The organism is Citrobacter freundii ATCC 8090 = MTCC 1658 = NBRC 12681 (genome assembly GCF_011064845.1).
Taxonomy (GTDB): Bacteria; Pseudomonadota; Gammaproteobacteria; order Enterobacterales; family Enterobacteriaceae; genus Citrobacter; species Citrobacter freundii.
Map to the genome: position 1 here is coordinate 3,456,200 of NZ_CP049015.1, position 22,336 is coordinate 3,478,535.

A 22,336-nucleotide genomic window follows, 5' to 3' on the forward strand; every position below is an offset into this window, starting at 1 on the left:
TGAATTTCAGGAGCTTTTATGAAACTTTTTCGTATCCTTGATCCGTTCACGATTACGTTGATTACGGTCGTATTACTGGCGTCCTTTTTCCCAGCCGAAGGTGGCTTTGTGCCTTTCTTTGAAGGCTTAACCACCGCCGCCATTGCCCTGCTGTTTTTTATGCACGGGGCCAAGCTCTCTCGTGAGGCAATTATTGCCGGCGGTAGTCACTGGCGTTTGCATCTGTGGGTGATGTGCAGCACGTTTGTTGTTTTCCCGGTGCTGGGCGTTCTGTTCGCCTGGTGGGCGCCGGTTAATGTTGACCCGATGCTGTACACCGGTTTCCTGTACCTGTGTATTTTGCCGGCCACGGTGCAGTCGGCAATCGCCTTTACGTCGCTGGCGGGGGGGAACGTTGCCGCCGCCGTGTGTTCCGCTTCGGCCTCCAGCCTGCTGGGTATTTTTCTCTCGCCGTTGCTGGTTGGCCTGGTCATGAATATGCATGGCGCAGAAGGCAGCCTGGAGCAGGTGGGGAAAATCATGCTGCAGCTGCTGCTGCCGTTCGTACTGGGACATCTTTCGCGTCCGTGGATTGGTAACTGGGTGTCCCGACATAAAAAATGGATTGCAAAAACGGATCAATCATCCATTTTACTGGTGGTTTACTCCGCCTTCAGTGAAGCCGTGGTTAACGGGATCTGGCACAAAGTGGGGATTGGCTCACTGCTGTTTATCGTGGTGGTCAGCATCGTATTGCTGGCAATCGTGATTGGCATCAACGTCTTTGTTGCGCGTAAATGCGGCTTCAACAAGGCCGATGAGATCACCATTGTCTTTTGCGGATCGAAAAAGAGCCTGGCGAATGGGATCCCAATGGCAAATATTCTGTTCCCGACGTCAGTGATAGGAATGATGGTGCTGCCGCTGATGATCTTCCATCAAATTCAGTTGATGGTTTGTGCGGTGCTGGCACGTCGCTACAAGCAACAGACGGACGCATTGCAGGCGCAGCAGAAAAGCCGCGCCGCAAAGGCTTAAAGCGGGCGTTTCAGGGGCTGCACCAGTTGCGTCAGCCCTTCAGTTTTAATCAGCAGCGTGATTTGCATCAGTTCGCCGAGCTTGCCCGGCGGGAATTCATCCTTACGGGCAAACCACAGCAGATACTCTTCCGGTACATCAATCAGCCGACGCCCTTTATATTTGCCAAAGGGCATCACGGTATTGGCGATTTCAACCAGCTGCTCTTTTTCCATCTCAGGCACCCAGTAAGCGAATCATTTCAGCTTCGTCGATCACTTCAATGCCCAGCTCCTGCGCTTTTGCCAGTTTAGAGCCCGCCGCTTCCCCCGCAATCACTAGATCGGTTTTCTTCGACACGCTACCGGCCACTTTTGCCCCCAGCTCGGTCAGTCGTGCTTTGGCATCATCACGCGACATCAGGCTCAGGCTCCCGGTCAGCACCACCGTCTTACCCGCGAAGGGGCTGTCGATTTCTTCAGCGTTGATAACCACCGGCGCTGGCCAGTGAATCCCCTGCTCCAAAAGCTGGACGATCACCTCGCGGTTACTCTCTTCGGCAAAGAAATTAAACACGTGGGTCGCCACCACGATGCCGACATCCGGCACTTTTTGCAGCTCTTCAACAGAGGCGGCTTCCAGCGCGTCGAGCGTGCCGAAATATGCAGCCAGACCTGCAGCCGTCGCTTCGCCGACTTCACGAATACCCAGCGCATAGAGGAAACGGGCAAACGTGGTCTCTTTCGCTTTTTCCAGCGCATTCACTACGTTTTGCGCCGACTTCGGCCCCATGCGATCAAGACCGGTCAGCTTACCTGCGGTCAGCGTGAAGAGATCCGCTGGCGTGTGGACATACTCTTTCTCGACCAGTTGATCGATAATTTTGTCGCCCATGCCGTCGACGTCCAGCGCACGGCGGGAAACGAAGTGTTTCAATGATTCCTTCCGCTGTGCCCCGCAGATTAAACCTCCGGTACAGCGAGCAACCGCTTCGCCTTCCACACGCTCAACGTCAGAGTTGCATACCGGACAGTGGGTGGGAAACTCGATTTCGCGGGTATCGTCCGGACGCTCGGAAATCACGACGTTCACTACCTGCGGGATGACATCGCCCGCACGGCGAATGACGACTTTATCTCCAATACGCAAACCAAGACGCTCAATTTCATCCGCATTGTGCAAGGTGGCGTTACTGACCAACACCCCGGCAACCTGAACTGGCTCAAGGCGGGCGACAGGCGTAATCGCCCCTGTACGTCCTACCTGAAACTCAACATCGCGGACAAAGGTCATCTGCTCCTGTGCCGGGAACTTAAAGGCCACCGCCCAGCGCGGCGCGCGAGCAACAAAGCCCAGTTGCTCCTGCAACGCCATGGAGTTGACTTTAATCACCACGCCGTCGATATCGAAGCCCAGCGTCGGTCGGTCTTCTTCAACCTTATGATAGTAAGCAAGTACTTCCTCCGGAGAGTCGCAAAGCGCCACTCTGTCGCTCACCGGCAATCCCCACTCTTTAAATTGCAGCAGACGGCCCAGATGGGTATCGGGCAACACACCACCTTCCAGCACACCAACGCCATAGCAGAAGAAAGTAAGCGGTCGCTTCGCTGTGATACGCGGATCGAGCTGGCGTAATGACCCAGCCGCCGCATTTCGCGGGTTAGCAAACACTTTGTTGCCAGTACGGCGGGCCTCTTCGTTGATTTTTTCAAACCCAGCCTGCGGCAGGAACACCTCGCCGCGCACTTCCAGACGCGTCGGAATGTTATCGCCGCGCAGTTTTAACGGGATCGCACGAATGGTGCGCACGTTCGAGGTAATGTCTTCCCCGGTGGTGCCATCGCCGCGCGTTGCGGCGCTAACCAGCACGCCGTTTTCATAGAGAATACTCACCGCCAGCCCGTCAAGCTTCAGCTCACAGCACCAGGTTAGTTTGTCCGTACTCTTCAGTCGGTCCTGTACGCGCTTGTTAAAGGCGAGAAAACTCTCTTCATCAAACACGTTATCCAGCGACAGCATCGGCACTTCATGGCGAATCTGACTGAACGCCGTTAACGGGGCGGCGCCAACGCGTTGGGTTGGCGAGTCAGGGGTAATAAGGTCCGGATGCTGCGCTTCCAGCTCGCGGAGTTCGCGCAGCAGACGATCGTATTCCGCATCGGGAATTTCCGGCGCGTCCATCACATGGTAGAGATACTCATGATGGCGAAGCGTGGTTCGCAGTTCTGTCAGTTGTTGTTCGATTGATTCCATATCGCACCATCAATGATAAAAAACCCCCGACAGGCGGGGGTTTAGCAAGGAGATGTCACGCCAAAGGAGAATCAGGCGCGAGATTCTTTAACTTCGCGGATGCGGTCCTGATACTCGCGCAGTTTCTGCGGCGTCATCATGCGACGTTGATCGTCAAGCACCACACCACCCACTTCATCGGCGATGTGCTGTGCGGACTGCAGCATCAGCTTAAAGTTTTGCAGCTCGTCCCCATAGGACGGAACCTGCATAAAAATAGTTACGCCAGGGGTGCTGAAATCACCCGTCATTTCGGGGTCAAACGTTCCTGGGTTAACCATATTGGCAAGGCTGAACAGCGACGGACCGCTGCCATCCGGGCTCAAATGACGATGGAAAATATTCATATCGCCAAATTTAAAACCGGCTTGCTGAATGCTATTGAGCAGCACTTCACCGTTGAGCTCGCTACCGTGATGCGCCGCAACGTTCATAATAATGACCGCTTCTTTACGCTGAGGTTTTTCAGCAACAGGCGCTTCTTCAACTACCGGCTCAGGCTGCGGTTGATGTTCAACGGCAGGCTCTGCGGGCTGGAAAGTCTGCGGCGCAGGTTGCGGTGCTTGCTGCACGGGCTGCTGAACCTGCGGAGCAACGGGCTGATGCTGCATCGGCTGCTGTACAGGTTGTTGCTGAACAGGCTGATGTTGCACCGGCTGCTGCGGTTGTACAGGCTGCGGCTGAGCATGCGGCGGCGGTACCGGCGCTTGTGCAGGCTGCTGCGCGGGTTGACGCGGCTGAGCCGACGCATAAGGCGGCTGGTACTGGTGTTGCGGCGACTGAGGAGGAACACCATGTTCCTGCGCGTTACCGGGAGCATGATTCACACGATGAACGCGAACTTCGCCCACGCCTTCGTCTTCCTCGACGTTGTCGTCGAACGAATCCTCGTCTTCACGTTTAGACTTCATGCGTTTCAGTGGGCGATCGCGGAATATAGAAGACCGCTCTTTACGGCTAGTCCAAAAACCATGTACCAGTAAAGCGATTATGGCGATCGCGCCAACAATGATTAATATCAGACGCAAATCCTGCATCATTATATTCTCTGTTGTTCTAACACCTTGCCACCACGGCAAACATTTACTCACTAAGAGTATTTGTCGATTACGCCAAGTGCAAGTGCACTCTTGGCTTTCACGGCATAAAGATGAACAAAATTGTGCTTTTTGCTGTTTTTTCGAACATTTCTGAACAGCTTAACGCTCAACAACCCGGTAAGATACGCAAAGTTTACCAGAGCTTATATAACAAGGAGTATGTCCTGACCATGGTTTCATCATCTGCAGTCGTACCTCGCAGCGGCCTTTATTACTTTTCACAGGGATGGAAGCTCATCACCCAACCGGGCATTCGTCGCTTTGTCATCCTGCCTTTGCTGGTGAATATCCTGCTGATGGGCGGCGCATTCTGGTGGCTATTCACACAACTCGATAGCTGGATCCCCGCGCTGATGAGTCACGTCCCTGACTGGCTTCAGTGGCTCAGCTACTTGCTGTGGCCGATTGTCACTATCTCCGTACTACTGGTGTTCGGCTACCTCTTTTCCACCATAGCCAACTGGATTGCCGCGCCGTTTAACGGTCTGCTGGCTGAACAACTGGAAGCGCGCTTAACGGGCGCAACACCGCCTGACACCGGTGTTCTCGGCATCATGAAAGATGTTCCCCGTATTATGAAACGTGAATGGCAAAAGCTGGCGTGGTATCTCCCGCGCGCCATCGTATTGCTGATCCTCTATTTCATTCCGGGTATTGGGCAGACCGTCGCCCCGGTGCTGTGGTTCCTGTTCAGCGCATGGATGCTGGCCATTCAGTACTGCGATTATCCGTTTGATAACCATAAGGTGCCTTTTAAGGAGATGCGCGTCGCGCTGCGCACACGCAAGGTGACCAATATGCAGTTCGGCGCGCTAACCAGCCTGTTCACCATGATTCCAGTGCTCAATCTGTTCATCATGCCGGTCGCGGTTTGTGGTGCTACGGCGATGTGGGTAGACTGCTATCGTGCTAAGCACGCGTTATGGAAGTAATGCAAAAATGTGTAAAAGCGGGCTGGCTTATGCCCGCTCTTATTCCATACTGCAAGGCATTATTTCCCATCAGCATATAGATATGCGATTTCCTTACTTCCCCATACTTTCTCAACAGGTATGCTGAAGCGGTATCCCAATTTCATACAGTTAAGGACAGGCCATGAGTAAGATTTTTGAAGACAACTCGCTGACTATCGGTCATACGCCGCTGGTTCGACTGAACCGTATCGGTAACGGACGCATTCTGGCGAAGGTGGAATCTCGTAACCCGAGCTTTAGCGTCAAATGCCGTATCGGTGCCAATATGATTTGGGATGCCGAAAAACGTGGTGTACTGAAACCTGGTGTTGAGCTGGTAGAACCGACCAGCGGCAACACGGGGATTGCGCTAGCCTACGTTGCCGCAGCCCGCGGTTACAAACTGACTCTGACCATGCCGGAAACGATGAGCATTGAGCGCCGCAAGCTGTTGAAAGCTCTGGGTGCGAACCTGGTGCTGACCGAAGGCGCAAAAGGGATGAAGGGTGCAATCCAGAAAGCGGAAGAAATTGTCGCCAGCGATCCGGAGAAGTTCCTGCTGCTGCAGCAGTTCAGCAACCCGGCGAACCCGGAAATTCACGAAAAAACCACCGGCCCGGAAATCTGGGAAGATACCGATGGCCAGGTTGATGTCTTTATTTCCGGCGTAGGTACCGGCGGTACATTGACTGGTGTGACCCGTTATATCAAAGGCACTAAAGGCAAAACCGATCTGATCACCGTCGCGGTTGAACCTACCGACTCCCCGGTTATCGCCCAGGCGCTGGCGGGTGAAGAACTTAAACCGGGCCCACATAAAATTCAGGGGATTGGCGCGGGTTTCATTCCAGGCAACCTTGATCTGAAACTTATCGATAAAGTCGTCGCCATCACCAATGATGAAGCAATCTCTACTGCGCGTCGCCTGATGGAAGAAGAAGGTATTCTGGCGGGCATTTCTTCCGGCGCTGCTGTTGCTGCCGCGCTTAAGCTGCAGGAAGATGAAACCTTTACCAATAAGAATATAGTGGTTATTCTACCGTCATCGGGTGAGCGTTATCTGAGCACTGCACTGTTTGCCGATCTCTTCACAGAGAAAGAACTGCAACAGTAATGCCAGCATGTTAAAAACGCGTAAAAAAGCACCCTTTTGGGTGCTTTTTTGTGGCCTGCTTCAAAGTTTCAACTCGCCTGGCATTGATTCAACCCACCAGAACTGGTATTTAACCAAGCTAATTATTTTGATGCGCGAAATTAATCGTTACAGGAAAAGCGTTAGCTGAATCGATTTTATGATTTGGTTCAACTCTTCCTTTCGCGGCATAATGTTTAATGACGAACGAAACGTCAGCGGCAAGAAGTTGCCAGCAACGGATTGCACCGAACTCCTTTTGTGTCGCGTCCAGTTTACGCCGATGCTAACAATACAGGCTAAAGTTGAACCGCCAGGCTAGACTTTAGTTCCACAACACTAAACCTATAAGTTGGGGAAATATAATGTTCCAGCAAGAAGTTACCATTACCGCTCCGAACGGTCTGCATACTCGCCCTGCTGCTCAGTTTGTTAAAGAAGCAAAAGGCTTTACTTCTGATATTACTGTGACTTCCAACGGCAAAAGCGCTAGCGCCAAAAGCCTGTTTAAACTGCAGACTCTGGGCCTGACTCAGGGTACCGTTGTTACCCTGTCCGCAGAAGGTGAAGACGAGCAGAAAGCAGTTGAGCATCTGGTTAAACTGATGGCTGAACTCGAGTAAGTTCAACGAGTTCTTTTAAATATCAGTCACAAGTAAGGTAGGGTTATGATTTCAGGCATTTTAGCATCCCCGGGTATCGCTTTCGGTAAAGCATTGCTACTGAAAGAAGACGAAATCGTCATTGACCGGAAAAAAATTTCTGCCGACAAGGTTGATCAGGAAGTTGAACGTTTTCTGAGCGGTCGTGCCAAGGCATCTGCGCAACTGGAAGCGATCAAAACCAAAGCTGGTGAAACGTTCGGTGAAGAAAAAGAAGCCATCTTTGAAGGGCATATCATGCTGCTCGAAGATGAGGAGCTGGAGCAGGAAATCATAGCCCTGATTAAAGATAAGCACATGACGGCTGATGCAGCCGCGCATGAAGTTATCGAAGGTCAGGCCACAGCCCTGGAAGAGCTGGATGATGAATACCTGAAAGAACGTGCGGCTGACGTACGTGACATCGGTAAACGCCTGCTGCGTAACATCCTGGGTCTGGCAATTATCGACCTGAGCGCTATTCAGGAAGAAGTTATCCTGGTAGCCGCAGACCTGACCCCGTCAGAAACCGCACAGCTGAACCTGAACAAGGTGCTGGGTTTCATTACTGACGCGGGCGGACGTACTTCCCATACCTCTATCATGGCGCGTTCTCTGGAACTGCCTGCCATCGTCGGTACGGGTAGCGTCACCTCTCAGGTTAAAAACGACGACTATCTGATTCTGGATGCCGTAAACAATCAGGTTTACGTCAATCCGACCAACGACGTTATCGAGCAACTGCGTGCCGTTCAGGAGCAGGTTGCAACCGAGAAAGCGGAACTCGCTAAGCTGAAAGATCTGCCGGCTATCACGCTGGACGGACATCAGGTTGAAGTTTGCGCTAATATCGGTACCGTTCGTGACGTTGAAGGCGCTGAACGTAACGGCGCTGAAGGTGTGGGTCTGTACCGCACCGAATTCCTGTTCATGGACCGTGAATCGCTGCCAACTGAAGAAGAACAGTTTGCTGCGTATAAAGCCGTTGCTGAAGCCTGTGGCTCTCAGGCGGTCATCGTTCGCACCATGGACATCGGCGGCGATAAAGAACTGCCGTACATGAATTTCCCGAAAGAAGAGAACCCGTTCCTGGGCTGGCGTGCCGTGCGTATCGCCATGGATCGTAAAGAGATCCTGCGTGACCAGGTTCGCGCGATTCTGCGCGCCTCTGCTTTCGGTAAACTGCGCATTATGTTCCCAATGATCATCTCTGTTGAAGAAGTGCGTGCACTGCGCAAAGAGATTGAAATCTACAAACAGGAACTGCGCGACGAAGGTAAAGCATTTGACGAGAGCATTGAGATTGGCGTGATGGTGGAAACACCGGCTGCGGCAACAATTGCGCGTCATTTAGCCAAAGAAGTTGATTTCTTTAGTATCGGCACCAATGATTTAACGCAGTACACCCTGGCAGTTGACCGTGGTAATGATATGATTTCACACCTTTACCAACCGATGTCGCCATCTGTGCTGACGCTGATCAAGCAAGTTATTGATGCTTCTCATGCTGAAGGCAAATGGACTGGCATGTGTGGTGAGCTTGCAGGCGACGAACGTGCTACACTTCTGTTGCTGGGGATGGGTCTGGACGAATTCTCTATGAGCGCCATTTCTATCCCGCGCATTAAGAAGATTATCCGTAACACGAACTTCGAAGATGCGAAGGTGTTAGCAGAGCAGGCTCTTGCTCAACCGACAACGGACGAGTTAATGACGCTGGTTAACAAGTTCATTGAAGAAAAAACAATCTGCTAATCCACGAGATGCGGCCCAATTTACTGCTTAGGAGAAGATCATGGGTTTGTTCGATAAACTGAAATCTCTGGTTTCTGATGATAAGAAAGACACCGGAACTATTGAGATTGTTGCTCCGCTCTCTGGCGAGATCGTCAACATCGAAGACGTGCCGGATGTAGTTTTTGCTGAAAAAATCGTTGGTGATGGCATCGCTATCAAACCAACCGGTAACAAAATGGTTGCTCCTGTTGACGGCACCATCGGCAAAATCTTTGAAACCAACCACGCTTTCTCTATCGAATCCGACAGCGGCATTGAGCTGTTTGTTCACTTCGGTATTGATACCGTTGAACTGAAAGGCGAAGGCTTCAAACGCATCGCTGAAGAAGGTCAGCGCGTGAAAGTGGGCGACCCGGTTATTGAATTCGATCTGCCGCTGCTGGAAGAAAAAGCCAAGTCTACCCTGACTCCGGTTGTTATCTCCAACATGGACGAAATCAAAGAACTGATCAAACTGTCCGGTAGCGTGACCGTGGGTGAAACCCCGGTTATCCGCATCAAGAAGTAATTCTTGCGTAGGCCGGATAAGGCGTTTACGCCGCCATCCGGCAATCAGGCAGTACCTTGCCGGATGGCGCTACGCTTATCCGGCCTACAAAGAATCTCGTATCGTAGGCCGGATAAGCGTAGCGCCATCCGCAATTAAATGTGTGCAGTCACCGGGCGATAACACGCCTCGCGCATCAGGATCTTCATCCCTTCCGGCCCGCTCTCCAGCATCCGTCGTTCCGAATCCGCCACTAACAACTCACAGTCGTAACCACCCGCAATGCCGAACATAGCCCGCGCCACGCAGATATCTTCCAGTGCCGCTGTCCCGCAGGTATCAAAGTGTCCAACCATACGCCCATTCTGGCGAACTACCAGCCGGTAACTCTTCATCGCGCCTCCCCTGCCGGTGGCAGAATTAATTCATCACAACCGCACTGGTGCGTCCACGTCATCACGTCCAGCACCCGCTGTGCAGCATCGTGCGTCGCGGTCGTCAGCGCTTTCCCCATCACAAGGCCGCTCACCAGCTCGGCACAGAACAGATCGCCAGTCCCCTTCAGATCCGTTTTCACTCGCGGATGAGCTAACACCTCAACCGTTTCAGCCGTCACCACCGCAACATGAATAATCTCTTCCGTATCCCCCGGCGCACTGGTGATCACCACCCATTTCAGGGTGTCGGTGAGCAGTGATTGTGCCGCCGTAATGGCTTCATCAAGCGTACGACACGGCTTTCCGCTCAGCATTTGCAGCTCGAACACATTTGGAGTCAGCCCCTGAGCCAGCGGTAGCAGGTGCTGACGATAAGCCTCCGGAATTTCGGCTTTAACATACATACCGCTATCCGTATCGCCAATCACGGGGTCGACCAAAATGCACAGGTCCGGATGCGTGGTCAGAACAGTTTTCAGCCACTGTGCCAGCAAGGCGATTTGTTCCGCGCTGCCCATGTACCCTGTCGTCACCGCCTTTAGCTCGCGCAAGGCATCACGCTCGTTTAAGGCGCGGAGATAACCGCTAAACCAGTCTGCTGGAATAACGCCGCCGTAGAAGGTTTCATAATGCGGGGTATTACTGAACAGCACCGTAGGTACTGCCGTCACGCGTAACCCCTGCGCTTTAATGGCCGGGACGGCGATGCTGTTACCTACGCTGCCATAAACCACCTGTGACTGAACGGCGACGATATCGGTCTGTAACGCCCGATGCGTGTCGTCGAAGAGCACTGACTGGATATCACTCTCCTGCTCCATAAATTTCTCCTCTCGCTGGACAGCGGGTCTACGCCTCACTATTATCGTCATATGCTAAAATTCATTTTGTCATAGGTCAATAATGATCGACGGAAAAACCGCTAACGAAATTTTTGACAGTATCCGTCAACATGTCACTACAGGCACGCTGGCAGTGGGAGAAACGTTACCGCCAGTGCGGGAACTGGCAACGGAATTAAACGTCAACCGCAATACTGTCGCGGCGGCTTACAAACGCCTGGTCACCTCCGGGTTGGCACAGAGCCTGGGACGCAACGGTACGGTGATTAAGGGGATTACTGCCCCCGTAGCACTGGAAGGTGGTAATCCGGATACTCCGCTTATCGATCTTTCCGGCGGTAATCCAGCGCCCTCGCGACTTCCTGACCTGAGTAATTATTTTGCGAAGATAAATAAGAGTCCGCGCTTGTACGGCGATGTCGCTGTGTCACCTGGACTTAAGGTGTGGGCATCACAATGGATGCAAAATGCAATCCCCGGCAAAGGGGAAATTGATATCACCAGCGGTGCCATTGATGCTATCGAACGGCTACTGTGCGCCCATTTGCTGCCTGGTGATAGCGTTGTCGTAGAAGATCCATGCTTTTTAAGCAGCATCAACATGCTGCGCTATGCCGGATTCTCAGCAAACCCGGCCAGCGTTGACCGCGAAGGCATGCTGCCGGACCAGCTGGAACTCGCGCTACAGAAAGGCGCGCGGGCAGTAATTCTGACACCGCGCGCGCATAACCCGACAGGATGCAGCCTGAGCGCCTCACGCGCGGCGCAATTGCAGGAAATTCTGGCCCGCTATCCGCAGACGCTGGTGATTGTCGACGACCACTTTGCGCTGCTATCTGCTTGCCACTGGTATCCGGTGATTGCGAAGGAAACCACGCACTGGGCGGTTGTCCGCTCGATGTCAAAAACGTTAGGACCAGATTTACGCCTGGCCATTGTGGCCAGCGATCCGCTCACTTCAGGGAAGCTACGTTTAAGGCTTAACTCCGGCAGTCAGTGGGTCAGCCATCTGCTGCAGGATTTGGCCTGCGCCTGCCTGAATGACGAGACTTACCAACACACGCTGGCGCAAACTCAGCAATTTTACGCCGCCCAGCAGCAAAAGTTGACGGCAGCTCTGCGGCGACATGGCATTGAGTTGCCCGTTGGTGACGGTCTGAATATGTGGCTACCGCTGGAAGATAACAGCCAGGCGATCGCTTTTGCGCTGGCAAAGTCCGGCTGGCTGGTACGCGAAGGCGAAGTGTTTGGCGTCAATACGCCTGCGCACGGCCTGCGCATTACGCTGTCAACATTATCAGACAGCGGCATTGATAAGCTGGCGACTGATATCCATCAGGCGCTAAAGCGCTAACAGGAGAGAAAAAGTGCGAGTTCATTTTGTTATTCATGAGTCTTTTGAATCTGCTGGCGCGTATCTGCCGTGGGCTGAATCACGCGGCTATACCATCACCTGGTCGCACGTTTACGCCGGGGAAGCGGTCCCTGCGAACGCGGATGGCTTCGATATGTTGGTGGTGTTTGGCGGTCCGCAGTCCCCCCGGACCACGCTGGCAGAGTGCCCGTACTTTGATTCTCAGGCTGAGCAGCATCTGATCAATCAGGCGATTGCGGCACGTAAAATTGTGGTGGGGATCTGCCTGGGTTCACAGTTAATCGGCGAAGCGCTGGGTGCGAAGGTGTGCCAGAGTCCGGAAAAAGAGATTGGTCACTACCCGATCACCCTGACCGAAGCAGGTCAACAGCATCCGTTGTTCAGCCATTTTGGTTCACCGCTTACCGTCGGTCACTGGCACAACGATATGCCTGGATTAACCGACCAGGCGACAATTCTCGCCACAAGCGAGGGCTGCCCGCGACAAATCGTACAATACGGTAATTTCGTCTATGGTTTTCAGTGCCATATGGAATTTACGGCTGATGCTATAGAAGGGCTTATTCAACACTCCGAACAAGAACTGGCGGAAGCTAAAGGCAAGCGCTTCATCCGCTCCGTTGAAGAGATGCGCGCATGGGATTATCAGCAGATGAATGAGAAGCTGTGGCAATTCCTTGATAAGCTTGTGGAAAAACGTAACGATTGATTATGGCAGGCCGGATAAGACGCTTTACGTCGTCATCCGGCGATCGTGCCGTACGTTTGCCTGATGGCGCTATGCTTATCAGGCCTACAAACTAAATCCCTGATCCCTGGTTAAAGTGCTCTTCGCCAAACACGCCGGTTGAAAGGTAGCGATCGCCGCGATCGCAGATGATCGCCACCACCACAGCTCCCGGATTTTGTTCGGCCACGCGAATCGCTCCGGCTACCGCGCCGCCGGAACTAACGCCGCAGAATACACCCTCTTTCACCGCCAGCGCGCGCATGGTGTTTTCCGCATCGTTCTGATGAATATCCAATACCTCATCCACCAGCGAGGCGTTAAAAATGCCCGGCATATATTCCGCAGGCCAGCGGCGAATTCCCGGAATACTACTGCCCTCTTCCGGCTGCAGGCCAACGATGGTAACCGCTTTTTCTTGCTCACGCAGAAAACGCGACACACCGGTAATGGTGCCTGTTGTTCCCATACTGGAGACAAAGTGGGTAATACGACCTGACGTCTGCTGCCAGATTTCCGGTCCGGTGGTGGTGTAATGCGCGTACGGGTTATCCGGATTATTAAATTGGTCGAGAAGTTTACCTTCTCCGCGCTGCGCCATTTCAAGAGCTAAGTCACGCGCGCCTTCCATCCCCTGCTCTTTGGTCACCAGAACCAGTTCAGCCCCGTAAGCACGCATCGCCGCTCGGCGCTCCTGGCTCATGTTGTCTGGCATCAGCAGCTTCATGCGGTAGCCCTTCAGCGCGGCTATCATCGCCAGAGCAATTCCGGTATTACCGCTGGTAGCCTCGATCAGCACATCACCAGGCTTAATTTCTCCACGTTTTTCCGCTTCGACAATCATCGACAGCGCAGCCCGGTCTTTCACCGAACCCGCGGGATTATTGCCTTCCAGCTTGACCCAAATTTCACTGCCGTTATCCGGCGCCAGACGTTGTAGTTTCACCAGAGGCGTATTGCCAATTGTTTGTTCTAATGTGTTCACGTTTTGAGCTCGTAAAAAAGCCCGGGGGCGCAGCGCTTACCGGGCGATAAACATACTTTTTAACCTATCAGGCACTTTGCGCCAGAGCAAGTTCCTCTTCACGCGTTTCAATGCGCTGGTCGCCGTTATACAGACGCGCATTTTGCAGCCCGACAAACAGCCGCTCGCCGCGGCTTGGGGAATCATCGCCCTGCATGATGACCGTCAGCGGTTCGTTATACCACCCCAGCGGTTGCACAACTAATTGGGTGTAGTGTCCTTTCGGGCTGGCTTCCAGTACCTGTACCGGCAACGGCGAATCCAGGCTGGTACGACGGCTGACGTCCACTTCCCACGGACGCAGGAACAGATCAACCGGTCCCTGATAACCAGGCGTATAACCCAGCGGCCAGCGGTGTGCGCCCACGTGGAATTGGCCGCCGCGAATCGTCCCCTGCAGGCGGTTAACCTCCCCCATAAATTCCAGCACAAAACGGGTAGCCGGTTCGCGCCAAACTTGATCCGGCGCATCAGCCTGCTCGATATGACCCTGACTCATCACCACCACGCGATCGGCAACTTCCGTCGCTTCTTCCTGGTCGTGGGTAACAAACACGCTGGTGAACTTCAGCTCTTCATGCAGCTGACGCAGCCAACGACGCAGCTCTTTACGCACCTGCGCATCGAGCGCGCCAAACGGCTCATCGAGCAGCAGGATCTGCGGCTCTACCGCCAGCGCACGCGCCAACGCCACACGCTGCTTTTGCCCACCAGAAAGCTGCGCCGGGAAGCGGTCCGCCAGATGAGCCAATTGAACCATCTCCAGCAGTTTGGTGACTTTTGCTTTGATGGCCGCCGCATTTGGACGCTCACGCCGTGGCAGAACCGTCAGACCAAACGCGATATTGTCGAAAACGGTCATATGACGAAACAGCGCATAGTGCTGGAATACGAATCCCACTTTACGGTCGCGAGCATGCAAACGACTGACGTCGGTGCCGTGAAAACGGATATGCCCGCTGGACTGATGCTCCAACCCGGCAATAATGCGCAGCAGCGTGGTTTTGCCCGAGCCGGATGGCCCCAGCAGCGCGACCATCTGACCTGAAGGAATATCCAGCGAGATATCGTTCAGCACCTGGGTGCGACCAAAAGACTTCTTAATATTGGCAATCTCAATGCTCATGATTTTCCTCCTGCTGCGCGCGTTTCTCCTGGTTCTCCAGACGCCATTGCAACATGCTCTTCAAAAACAGGGTAATAATCGCCATCAGCGTTAATAGCGCCGCGGCGGTAAAAGAGCCGACCGTGTTGTAGTCCTGCTCCAGTAATTCAATTTGTAGCGGTAGCGATAGGGTTTCGCCGCGAATCGAGCCGGATACCACCGACACCGCGCCAAACTCGCCAATCGCACGGGCGTTGGTCAACACCACGCCGTACAGCAGCGCCCAACGAATATTCGGCAGCGTAACGCGGCGGAACATCTGCCAGCCGGACGCGCCCAGCAACACAGCCGCTTCATCTTCATTACTACCCTGGCTTAACATCACCGGCACCAACTCGCGCACCACAAACGGACAGGTCACGAATACCGTCACCAGCACCATCCCCGGCCAGGCAAACATAATTTGCAGATTATGCTCATCCAGCCATCCACCCAGCGGACCGTTAGAGCCGTAAAACAGCAGATACACCAGGCCGGCAACCACCGGCGAGACGGCAAACGGAATATCCAGTAACGTCAGCAGAAGTTGGCGTCCTGGGAAGTTAAAACGGGTCACCAGCCAGGCCAGCAACACACCAAACACCAGGTTCACCGGCACCACAATCAGCGCAATCAGCACCGTCAGCCAGATGGCATGCAGCATGTCCGGGTCTGCCAGGTTCTGTAATACCGGCATTAATCCCTTGCTGAACGCCTGCACGAAGATGTAAATCATCGGCACCAGCAAAATAAACGCGGAGACCAGCATGCCCGTGCCGATCAGAAACCATTTACCCCAGTTGATGCGGGGTGCGCCATAGCGTTTCAATTGGGTAATGTCTGCCATCAGTGACCTACCACACGTCGACCAAAGCGACTTTGCAGGGTGTTAATTGAAAACAGCAGCAACAACGAAGCCCCGAGGATCACAGAAGCAATCGCGCTGGCGGCCGGGTAGTCAAACTCCTGCAAGCGAACAAAAATCATCAGCGAGGTTACTTCCGTTTTCCATGCGATGTTCCCAGCGATAAAGATAACCGCGCCAAACTCACCGAGGCTTCGGGTAAACGAAAGCGCAACGCCCGCCACCAGCGCGGGGGACAGCTCCGGCAGCACCACTTTACGGAAACTCTGCCAGCGCGTAGCACCGAGCGTTTCTGCGGCTTCTTCATATTCGGGACCTAATTCTTCCAGCACCGGCTGGACGGTACGCACTACAAACGGAATGCTGGTAAACGCCATCGCCACCGCGATACCAAGCCAGGTGTAGGTCACCTTGATATCCAGCTTCGCCAGCCACTCGCCGTAGAAGCCATTAACCGAAAACAGCGACGCCAGCGTCAGACCCGCCACCGCTGTAGGCAGCGCAAACGGCAGATCCATCAGTGCATCCAACAGCGTACGGCCCGGAAAGCGATAGCGGGTTAAGATCCACGCCATCAGCAAACCGAACACGCCGTTAAAAATCGACGCGACAAACGCCGACAGCAGCGTCACTTTATAAGCCGCCACCACCTGCGGATTGGTAATCACATCCCAGTATTGCGCCCAGCTCATTTGCGCCAGTTGCATCACCAGCGCGCTCAGCGGCAGCAGCAATATCAGGCAGACAAACAGTAAGCTTGTGCCCAGGCTTAAGGTGAAGCCGGGCAGCACGCGTCGGGAAGAAACAGCAAACATTTACTTACGCCCCGCCGCCAGCAGTTTGTCCAGCTCTCCACCGCTGACAAAGTGTGTTTTCATCACTTCAGGCCACGAACCAAACTTATCTTCCACACGGAACAATTCGGTCTGCGGGAATTTATCTTGCTGTTTGTCCATCACCTGCGGGTTATTCACGCGGTAGTAGAAATCGGTAATAATGGTTTGCGCCTGTGGGCTGTACAGCCAGGTCAGGTACGCTTTAGCTGCTTTTTCAGTACCGTTGGCTTGCACATTTTTATCTACCCAGGCTACCGGGAATTCAGCGAGAATATTGGTTTTCGGGATAACCACTTCAAAACCCTGCGCTTCATACTGTTTACGAATGTTGTTCACTTCTGATTCGAAGCTGATCAGCACATCGCCCAGACCGCGCTCTGCAAAGGTGGTGGTAGCACCGCGACCGCCGGTATCAAACACTTCGACGTTTTTCAGAAACTGGGTCATGAACTGTTCGGTTTTGGTTTTATCACCACCGTCAGCTTTATCCGCAGCACCCCACGCCGCCAGATAGGTATAGCGCGCGTTACCGGAGGTTTTTGGGTTCGGGAAAATCAGTTTCACATCAGAACGCACAAGGTCATTCCAGTCATGAATGTTTTTCGGATTCCCCTTACGCACCAGGAAACCCATGGTGGAATAGAACGGCGAGCTGTTATTCGGCAGGCGGCTTTGCCAGTCGGCGGGGATCAGTTTGCCTTTGTCATGCAGGATCTGCACGTCGGTGACCTGGTTATAGGTCACCACATCGGCTTTCAGCCCCTGCAGAATCGCCAGAGCCTGTTTTGATGACCCGGCATGAGATTGTTTAATCGTCAGTTTGTCACCGCCGTTATCCTTCGCCCATTGCTGTTCAAACGGCGGATTAAGGGCGGCAAAAAGCTCACGGGAAACATCGTATGAACTGTTCAGCAGTTCCGTTGCCTGCGCCTGCCCCACCAGCAACAGCATGGCTGCCAGCGTCAGTGTTCTTTTTTTCAGTAAGTTAACGGCCATTGCGCACCCTTATAAATTTAATGACTTTCTTATGGTCATCATATTTATAACCAGTGCTAAAGGAGTAACGGTTTTATATACCGTTTGATGATTTGAAAGTTGAAAAGAGAATAAGAGAATCCCTCCCCACATCGAGTGAGGAGGAGACCGGCATCAATCAGACGCCGACGCTAACGCTTTCTGGCAGGGTGCTACCGCCATCAATCACGTTTTGCGTGCCAGTTAAGTAACTGGACTCATCCGAGGCCAGGAACGCCGCCAGTTCACCGACCTCAAGCGGACAGGCCAGACGACGCATCGGGATCGCTTTCGCCATTTCGACTAATACGGATTCAGGATCTTCCGGGTTAGATTGACGCGCAATGCTTTCCGCCATCGGCGTACGAACGTAGCCTGGGCAAATGGCATTAACGCGAATGCCTGACTGCGCATATTCTACCGCCAGGGATTTGGTCAAACCGATGATTGCGGCTTTCGACAGTGCGTAGGCCGTTTCGCCCGGGTCGGCAACCATATCGCCGGTCACTGATGACATCATCACGATGCGCCCATCTTTGCGCGCAATCATCTCCGGCAGAACGGCTTTCGTCACATTCCAGACGCCTTTAATGTTGATATCAATGTGGAAATCGCGATCTTCATCGCTCATATCAAGGAAGTTGCCGAGGCGGCATACGCCGGCATTGTTCACCAGAATATCGATTTTGCCTTCAATCTGCTTCGCGCGCATCACCGCTTCCTTGACCGACGCAAAATCTCTGACGTCAGCGTGAACGGCTGTGCAACGGTGCCCTCGCCCAGCCAACTCATCCGCCAGTTTTTCAATCTCATCGGAGATATCCAGCAGAATTAAGTTCGCACCATGGCGGGCAAACGTTCTGGCGATACCCTCGCCAATACCCTGAGATGCGCCCGTAATCAATGCTGTTTTGCCCGTGAGTTTTCCCATTTCAATATTCTCCTTTTGAATATGAAGCCTTCGCTTCATTCACGCAGAAGATACAGCAATAACAAATTAGTGCTGAGGAATAGCTCACTAAATCAGGTTAATCTCAGGTAAAAAAATCCCCGACGATGCGGGGATGTCTATTTCGTGGCCGATAACAGGATCAGATCGCCATTACAGCGCCATTAAACGGTCCAGCGACGGTGCAAAGTAATAGCCGCCGGTTACCGGTTTGGTGAAGCGCAGCATTGCATCACGCTTACCGTCGGTGTCACCAAACATGCTCAGCAACTGTTGTTCAATGTTGTGCAGACGGGCGCAGTAGGCGCAGAAATAGAGACCATGCGTGCCGCTGGCAGTGCCGTATGGCAGGCTCTGGCGCACAATTTTCAGCCCTTTACCGTCTTCTTTGAGGTCAACACGGCTCAGGTGAGAGGTGACCGGACGGTCATCACCGTCGATCTCTTCGTTGGCTTCCTTGGTGCGGCCAATCATCATTTCCTGGTCATGGATGCTCATGCGATTAAGCTGCTTCAGGTTATGTTCCCAACGCTGCACAAACACATAGCTGCCACCGGCATCCACACCATCTTTGATAACGGCGACTTCACGGCGCGTTTCTTCGCCTGCCGGGTTTTCCGTACCGTCAACAAAGCCGCTGAGATCGCGCTCTTCGACCCAACGGAAACCGTGGATTTCTTCTTTGACTTCAATACAGTCGCCAAATGCTTCCATTGCCGCCTGCGCAACGGAGAAATTCACGTCATGACGCAAAGAGAGAATATGGATCAACACGTCATATTGGGTTGCTGGTGCCAGACCTTTACCGTAAGGGATAAAGTCTTTTAACTCTTCAGCACCGACGCCGCCGCTCAATGCACGCCAGGTGTTGTTGCCAAAAGCGACAACCGCGCCCAGATGCGCATCCGGGAACTTAGCTTCAAAGGTCGCCAGCTTATCGGCGAAGGTTTTGCTGGCCGCACGCAGGGCCTCAACGTCGCCTTTAACATTGGCTTCAATCCAAATCGCCGCACGGCAATGTTCTGGCAAAATGCCACTCTGAACCTGAGACATTGTTCCTCCTGAAAAAAAGATGCCACGACATCGTGGCATTGATGGGCGCTATTCTACCTGTTTTTTTAACAAGCCGATTTGTTCAGACGCAAATTAACGCCGCCAGATAATTTTGCTTACTTTCCACGCTTTCAGCGTGTCGTCAGACGGCATTATATCTTCAGGCCCGCTCCATTCACCGGAAAAAATATAGCTAATATGTTGACTTCCTTCAGCTTTACACTCAACGTCCGCGCTGTCATCGCCGGTTGCCTTTTGGCAATTACCGAAAGCTTTAGTGTAAAGGTCGCTAAACGGTGTACCGATTTCGACACCCGCGACTGACGAAATATCGTGGTCTAACACATCAATACGACTAATGGTTCCCTGGCTGCCATTGATGACTATCGCCAGCTTGTCGTCTTTCATCGCTTCATAGAAGCGCACCACATTTCCGTTATCAGTCTTCATCCCGCTACGCAGGCGGTAATCACCGTCCAGCGCATCAGCAATGGCTTTTTCATCCAGCGGTGTCGCGCCCGTTAACGCTCCGACGCCCTGCTCTGTGACCTGCGTTGAAGAACCAAACCAGTTCCACGGATTGGCGGCAGACCAGTTCACCGAGGACAACGTTGAACACCCGGCCAGTAGCAGCGGCATCGCGCATAAAGTCAAACGCAGTGATTTCATTTCACTTCCTTCCTTATTTATCAACGTTGCTTGGAGTCCGGTTTCCCCAAAAAGTGCCGTTATTCTTTCTCAAGGGAAAAACAGGCGCGCAGACGTTGATTGGTTAACAGCCAGATCAATGCGACGATATCCGCCACCAGCAGCGCCAGCCCGACACCGTTGAGCGGATCGCCTGCCAGCCACATCACCGGCTGCCAGCACAGCAGCACCAGTTGAGCGAGAATCAATAATCCGCGCAGCCAGCGCCAGATTCCCGGAAACGCAAAGCGTCTCCCGCTGAGTAAAAACGTCAACACAGCGGGAACGCCGGGGAGCAAACCCAGCCAGAATGCGTCATGATCGGGATAAAACAGATTCAGCAATGTGTTGCCCTGCTCACGGGAAGAACCGGCAATCACAAACAAAACCCAGGTGCGTGCCTGCAACAACAGTACGCACCAGAAGAGAAAAGGCAGGCGCAGACGCCCATGACCGTCATAGTCGGCCGGATGAAACTCAGTACTCTTCATCTTCAATCAAACGCTTGCCCAGATTGAGTACATCCGCATGTTCATAGCCCAGACGTTCATACATGCCCTGGACGACATCGTTATCGTCACGCACCATGATTTGAATCTTCGGGCAACCGCGGGCAATGAGCTTTTTCTCCAACCGGTTGAGTAGCGCATTAGCGATACCGCGACCGCGAAACTCAGGATGCACGCCCAGGTAATAGGCGGAACCGCGGTGCCCGTCGTATCCGCCCATCACCGTACCGACCACCTCACCGTTCACTTCAGCGACGAGGAATAAGCTGACGTCATGATTGACTTTACGTTCGATGTCCATTTCAGGGTCGTTCCATGGACGCAGCAAATCACAACGCTCCCAGAGGGTGATCACCTCTTCGAAATCTTCCTGGCGAAAAACGCGTATTTCCATGGTATTGGTTACCTTTTCAGGACGTTAAAAAGCGATTATGGCGCGAACGGCTGATTTAGCCAATATCTGACGCGAAGCGGCGGAAAAAATGGCATAATACGGAATTGTCACGTATTGAAATGAAAAGTAAAACAATTCTTATCTCGATCCGTCGCAACGGACTACGCGATACGATATAACGTTTAGAACCTTTTTTTACAACTCAGGCCGTATGAGCACTTTTAAACCACTAAAAACACTCACATCGCGCCGCCAGGTGCTGAAAGCCGGGCTGGCCGCCCTGACGCTGTCAGGCATGTCGCAAGCCATCGCTAAAGAAGAAGCGCTAAAGACCAGTAATGGACACAGCAAACCGAAAGCGAAAAAATCAGGCGCTAAGCGCGTTGTTGTTCTTGATCCGGGGCACGGCGGGATTGATACCGGTGCAATTGGTCGCAACGGATCGAAAGAAAAGCACGTGGTGCTGGCGATTGCCAAAAACGTGCGCTCAATCCTACGCAACCAGGGGATTGATGCACGCCTGACCCGCTCCGGCGATACGTTTATTCCGCTCTACGATCGCGTCGAGATCGCCCACAAACATGGCGCCGATCTTTTCATGTCGATCCACGCCGACGGTTTTACCAATCCGAGCGCTGCGGGTGCTTCGGTCTTTGCCTTATCCAATCGCGGTGCCAGTAGCGCCATGGCGAAATATTTGTCCGATCGTGAAAACCGGGCCGATGAAGTCGCCGGGAAGAAGGCCACCGACAAAGATCATTTGTTGCAGCAGGTGCTGTTCGATCTGGTGCAAACTGACACTATAAAAAACAGCCTGACGTTAGGCTCGCATATTCTTAAGAAGATCAAGCCGGTACACCGTCTGCACAGTCGCAGCACGGAACAAGCCGCCTTCGTGGTGCTAAAATCACCTTCGATTCCGTCGGTCCTGGTCGAAACCTCGTTCATCACCAACCCGGAAGAAGAACGATTACTGGGGACGGCTGCGTTTCGTCAGAAAATCGCCACCGCTATCGCCAATGGCATCATCAGCTATTTCCACTGGTTTGATAACCAGAAAGCACACTCGAAGAAACGTTAAC

The 22,336-nt window shown here is 53.1% G+C and carries 24 protein-coding genes; 9 read left to right on the forward strand and 15 right to left on the reverse strand.

Annotated elements, in window-relative coordinates; all coding sequences use genetic code 11:
• Positions 1–18: 18 nt before the first annotated feature.
• Positions 19–1,017 carry a bile acid:sodium symporter family protein gene (locus G4551_RS16770; protein WP_003038103.1) on the forward strand — a complete coding sequence of 333 codons (999 nt, stop codon included), beginning with the start codon at positions 19–21 and terminating at the stop codon, positions 1,015–1,017.
• Here G4551_RS16770 and G4551_RS16775 read toward each other — a convergent pair.
• The 3 genes from G4551_RS16775 to zipA form a co-directional block, all read right to left on the reverse strand.
• Positions 1,014–1,232 carry a DUF3820 family protein gene (locus tag G4551_RS16775; RefSeq protein WP_003038102.1) on the reverse strand — a complete coding sequence of 73 codons (219 nt, stop codon included), beginning with the start codon at positions 1,230–1,232 and terminating at the stop codon, positions 1,014–1,016. The two genes, G4551_RS16770 and G4551_RS16775, sit on opposite strands and share 4 nt — an antisense overlap.
• A 1-nt stretch (position 1,233) precedes the next feature.
• Positions 1,234–3,249, reverse strand: coding sequence for an NAD-dependent DNA ligase LigA (gene ligA, locus G4551_RS16780; protein WP_003838570.1), 2,016 nt, complete (start codon positions 3,247–3,249; stop codon positions 1,234–1,236).
• Positions 3,250–3,320: 71 nt separating this feature from the next.
• The gene (gene zipA, locus G4551_RS16785) at positions 3,321–4,328 is read right to left on the reverse strand and encodes a cell division protein ZipA (protein ID WP_003838568.1); all 1,008 of its coding nucleotides are present in this window, start codon (positions 4,326–4,328) and stop codon (positions 3,321–3,323) included.
• 230 nt (positions 4,329–4,558) lie between these two features.
• On the opposite strand from zipA, the gene cysZ reads away from it, so the two are divergent.
• From cysZ to crr, 5 genes are all read left to right on the forward strand, one after another.
• Positions 4,559–5,320: a sulfate transporter CysZ gene (cysZ, locus tag G4551_RS16790; protein WP_003838567.1), complete on the forward strand. Its 762-nt coding sequence runs from the start codon at positions 4,559–4,561 to the stop codon at positions 5,318–5,320.
• Between the two features lie 163 nt (positions 5,321–5,483).
• Complete coding sequence (cysK, locus tag G4551_RS16795) at positions 5,484–6,455, forward strand: cysteine synthase A (protein ID WP_003038091.1); 972 nt, start codon at positions 5,484–5,486, stop codon at positions 6,453–6,455.
• A 383-nt stretch (positions 6,456–6,838) separates the two neighbouring features.
• Positions 6,839–7,096, forward strand: a complete 258-nt coding sequence (gene ptsH, locus G4551_RS16800; RefSeq protein ID WP_003038086.1) for a phosphocarrier protein Hpr — start codon at positions 6,839–6,841, stop codon at positions 7,094–7,096.
• 45 nt (positions 7,097–7,141) lie between these two features.
• Positions 7,142–8,869 (forward strand): phosphoenolpyruvate-protein phosphotransferase PtsI, encoded by a 1,728-nt coding sequence (gene ptsI / locus G4551_RS16805; RefSeq protein WP_003038080.1) that lies wholly within the window; start codon positions 7,142–7,144, stop codon positions 8,867–8,869.
• A 40-nt stretch (positions 8,870–8,909) separates the two neighbouring features.
• Positions 8,910–9,419, forward strand: a complete 510-nt coding sequence (crr, locus tag G4551_RS16810; protein WP_000522253.1) for a PTS glucose transporter subunit IIA — start codon at positions 8,910–8,912, stop codon at positions 9,417–9,419.
• Between the two features lie 134 nt (positions 9,420–9,553).
• Here crr and G4551_RS16815 read toward each other — a convergent pair whose 3' ends face one another.
• Complete coding sequence (locus tag G4551_RS16815; RefSeq protein WP_003038077.1) at positions 9,554–9,793, reverse strand: hypothetical protein; 240 nt, start codon at positions 9,791–9,793, stop codon at positions 9,554–9,556.
• Complete coding sequence (gene pdxK, locus G4551_RS16820) at positions 9,790–10,656, reverse strand: pyridoxine/pyridoxal/pyridoxamine kinase (protein WP_003838557.1); 867 nt, start codon at positions 10,654–10,656, stop codon at positions 9,790–9,792. The genes G4551_RS16815 and pdxK overlap by 4 nt, the downstream gene beginning before the upstream one ends.
• An 82-nt stretch (positions 10,657–10,738) precedes the next feature.
• Here pdxK and ptsJ point away from each other — a divergent pair, with 82 nt between their 5' ends.
• Both ptsJ and G4551_RS16830 read left to right on the forward strand, forming a co-directional pair.
• Positions 10,739–12,031 carry a MocR-like B6 salvage transcription factor PtsJ gene (gene ptsJ / locus G4551_RS16825; RefSeq protein WP_003838555.1) on the forward strand — a complete coding sequence of 431 codons (1,293 nt, stop codon included), beginning with the start codon at positions 10,739–10,741 and terminating at the stop codon, positions 12,029–12,031.
• A gap of 13 nt (positions 12,032–12,044) precedes the next feature.
• A complete protein-coding gene (locus tag G4551_RS16830) occupies positions 12,045–12,761 on the forward strand; it encodes a type 1 glutamine amidotransferase (protein WP_003838553.1) in 717 nt (238 codons plus the stop codon).
• A 91-nt stretch (positions 12,762–12,852) separates the two neighbouring features.
• Here the strand turns inward: G4551_RS16830 and cysM are convergent, their stop codons facing one another.
• The 10 genes from cysM to G4551_RS16880 form a co-directional block, all read right to left on the reverse strand.
• A complete protein-coding gene (gene cysM, locus G4551_RS16835; RefSeq protein ID WP_003838552.1) occupies positions 12,853–13,764 on the reverse strand; it encodes a cysteine synthase CysM in 912 nt (303 codons plus the stop codon).
• Positions 13,765–13,831: 67 nt separating this feature from the next.
• On the reverse strand, positions 13,832–14,929 hold the full coding sequence (cysA, locus tag G4551_RS16840) for a sulfate/thiosulfate ABC transporter ATP-binding protein CysA (RefSeq protein ID WP_003038066.1): 1,098 nt from the start codon (positions 14,927–14,929) through the stop codon (positions 13,832–13,834).
• Entirely contained in the window at positions 14,919–15,794 is an 876-nt protein-coding gene (cysW, locus tag G4551_RS16845; protein ID WP_003838550.1) for a sulfate/thiosulfate ABC transporter permease CysW, read from the reverse strand. Before cysW ends, cysA begins: the two co-directional genes overlap by 11 nt.
• Positions 15,794–16,627, reverse strand: coding sequence for a sulfate/thiosulfate ABC transporter permease CysT (cysT, locus tag G4551_RS16850; RefSeq protein WP_003038061.1), 834 nt, complete (start codon positions 16,625–16,627; stop codon positions 15,794–15,796). Before cysT ends, cysW begins: the two co-directional genes overlap by 1 nt.
• The gene (gene cysP / locus G4551_RS16855; protein WP_003038059.1) at positions 16,628–17,644 is read right to left on the reverse strand and encodes a thiosulfate/sulfate ABC transporter substrate-binding protein CysP; all 1,017 of its coding nucleotides are present in this window, start codon (positions 17,642–17,644) and stop codon (positions 16,628–16,630) included.
• A 157-nt stretch (positions 17,645–17,801) separates the two neighbouring features.
• The gene (gene ucpA, locus G4551_RS16860; protein WP_003038057.1) at positions 17,802–18,593 is read right to left on the reverse strand and encodes an SDR family oxidoreductase UcpA; all 792 of its coding nucleotides are present in this window, start codon (positions 18,591–18,593) and stop codon (positions 17,802–17,804) included.
• A gap of 171 nt (positions 18,594–18,764) precedes the next feature.
• A complete protein-coding gene (yfeX, locus tag G4551_RS16865) occupies positions 18,765–19,664 on the reverse strand; it encodes a porphyrinogen peroxidase (RefSeq protein WP_003838547.1) in 900 nt (299 codons plus the stop codon).
• 93 nt (positions 19,665–19,757) lie between these two features.
• A complete protein-coding gene (locus G4551_RS16870) occupies positions 19,758–20,333 on the reverse strand; it encodes an RpoE-regulated lipoprotein (protein ID WP_003838545.1) in 576 nt (191 codons plus the stop codon).
• Between the two features lie 59 nt (positions 20,334–20,392).
• Complete coding sequence (locus G4551_RS16875) at positions 20,393–20,842, reverse strand: DUF2919 domain-containing protein (protein ID WP_003838542.1); 450 nt, start codon at positions 20,840–20,842, stop codon at positions 20,393–20,395.
• Positions 20,829–21,254: a GNAT family acetyltransferase gene (locus G4551_RS16880; RefSeq protein ID WP_003038048.1), complete on the reverse strand. Its 426-nt coding sequence runs from the start codon at positions 21,252–21,254 to the stop codon at positions 20,829–20,831. Before G4551_RS16880 ends, G4551_RS16875 begins: the two co-directional genes overlap by 14 nt.
• 211 nt (positions 21,255–21,465) lie before the next feature.
• On the opposite strand from G4551_RS16880, the gene amiA reads away from it, so the two are divergent.
• Positions 21,466–22,335 carry an N-acetylmuramoyl-L-alanine amidase AmiA gene (gene amiA / locus G4551_RS16885; protein WP_003038046.1) on the forward strand — a complete coding sequence of 290 codons (870 nt, stop codon included), beginning with the start codon at positions 21,466–21,468 and terminating at the stop codon, positions 22,333–22,335.
• Position 22,336: the final 1 nt, after the last annotated feature.

Coding starts and splice junctions, on each gene's coding strand:
- G4551_RS16770 (WP_003038103.1), top strand. CDS start 19: ATGAAACTTTTTCGTATCCTTGATCCGTTCACGATTACGTTGATTACG.
- G4551_RS16775 (WP_003038102.1), bottom strand. CDS start 1,232: ATGGAAAAAGAGCAGCTGGTTGAAATCGCCAATACCGTGATGCCCTTT.
- ligA (WP_003838570.1), bottom strand. CDS start 3,249: ATGGAATCAATCGAACAACAACTGACAGAACTGCGAACCACGCTTCGC.
- zipA (WP_003838568.1), bottom strand. CDS start 4,328: ATGATGCAGGATTTGCGTCTGATATTAATCATTGTTGGCGCGATCGCC.
- cysZ (WP_003838567.1), top strand. CDS start 4,559: ATGGTTTCATCATCTGCAGTCGTACCTCGCAGCGGCCTTTATTACTTT.
- cysK (WP_003038091.1), top strand. CDS start 5,484: ATGAGTAAGATTTTTGAAGACAACTCGCTGACTATCGGTCATACGCCG.
- ptsH (WP_003038086.1), top strand. CDS start 6,839: ATGTTCCAGCAAGAAGTTACCATTACCGCTCCGAACGGTCTGCATACT.
- ptsI (WP_003038080.1), top strand. CDS start 7,142: ATGATTTCAGGCATTTTAGCATCCCCGGGTATCGCTTTCGGTAAAGCA.
- crr (WP_000522253.1), top strand. CDS start 8,910: ATGGGTTTGTTCGATAAACTGAAATCTCTGGTTTCTGATGATAAGAAA.
- G4551_RS16815 (WP_003038077.1), bottom strand. CDS start 9,793: ATGAAGAGTTACCGGCTGGTAGTTCGCCAGAATGGGCGTATGGTTGGA.
- pdxK (WP_003838557.1), bottom strand. CDS start 10,656: ATGGAGCAGGAGAGTGATATCCAGTCAGTGCTCTTCGACGACACGCAT.
- ptsJ (WP_003838555.1), top strand. CDS start 10,739: ATGATCGACGGAAAAACCGCTAACGAAATTTTTGACAGTATCCGTCAA.
- cysA (WP_003038066.1), bottom strand. CDS start 14,929: ATGAGCATTGAGATTGCCAATATTAAGAAGTCTTTTGGTCGCACCCAG.
- cysW (WP_003838550.1), bottom strand. CDS start 15,794: ATGGCAGACATTACCCAATTGAAACGCTATGGCGCACCCCGCATCAAC.
- cysT (WP_003038061.1), bottom strand. CDS start 16,627: ATGTTTGCTGTTTCTTCCCGACGCGTGCTGCCCGGCTTCACCTTAAGC.
- cysP (WP_003038059.1), bottom strand. CDS start 17,644: ATGGCCGTTAACTTACTGAAAAAAAGAACACTGACGCTGGCAGCCATG.
- ucpA (WP_003038057.1), bottom strand. CDS start 18,593: ATGGGAAAACTCACGGGCAAAACAGCATTGATTACGGGCGCATCTCAG.
- yfeX (WP_003838547.1), bottom strand. CDS start 19,664: ATGTCTCAGGTTCAGAGTGGCATTTTGCCAGAACATTGCCGTGCGGCG.
- G4551_RS16870 (WP_003838545.1), bottom strand. CDS start 20,333: ATGAAATCACTGCGTTTGACTTTATGCGCGATGCCGCTGCTACTGGCC.
- G4551_RS16875 (WP_003838542.1), bottom strand. CDS start 20,842: ATGAAGAGTACTGAGTTTCATCCGGCCGACTATGACGGTCATGGGCGT.
- G4551_RS16880 (WP_003038048.1), bottom strand. CDS start 21,254: ATGGAAATACGCGTTTTTCGCCAGGAAGATTTCGAAGAGGTGATCACC.
- amiA (WP_003038046.1), top strand. CDS start 21,466: ATGAGCACTTTTAAACCACTAAAAACACTCACATCGCGCCGCCAGGTG.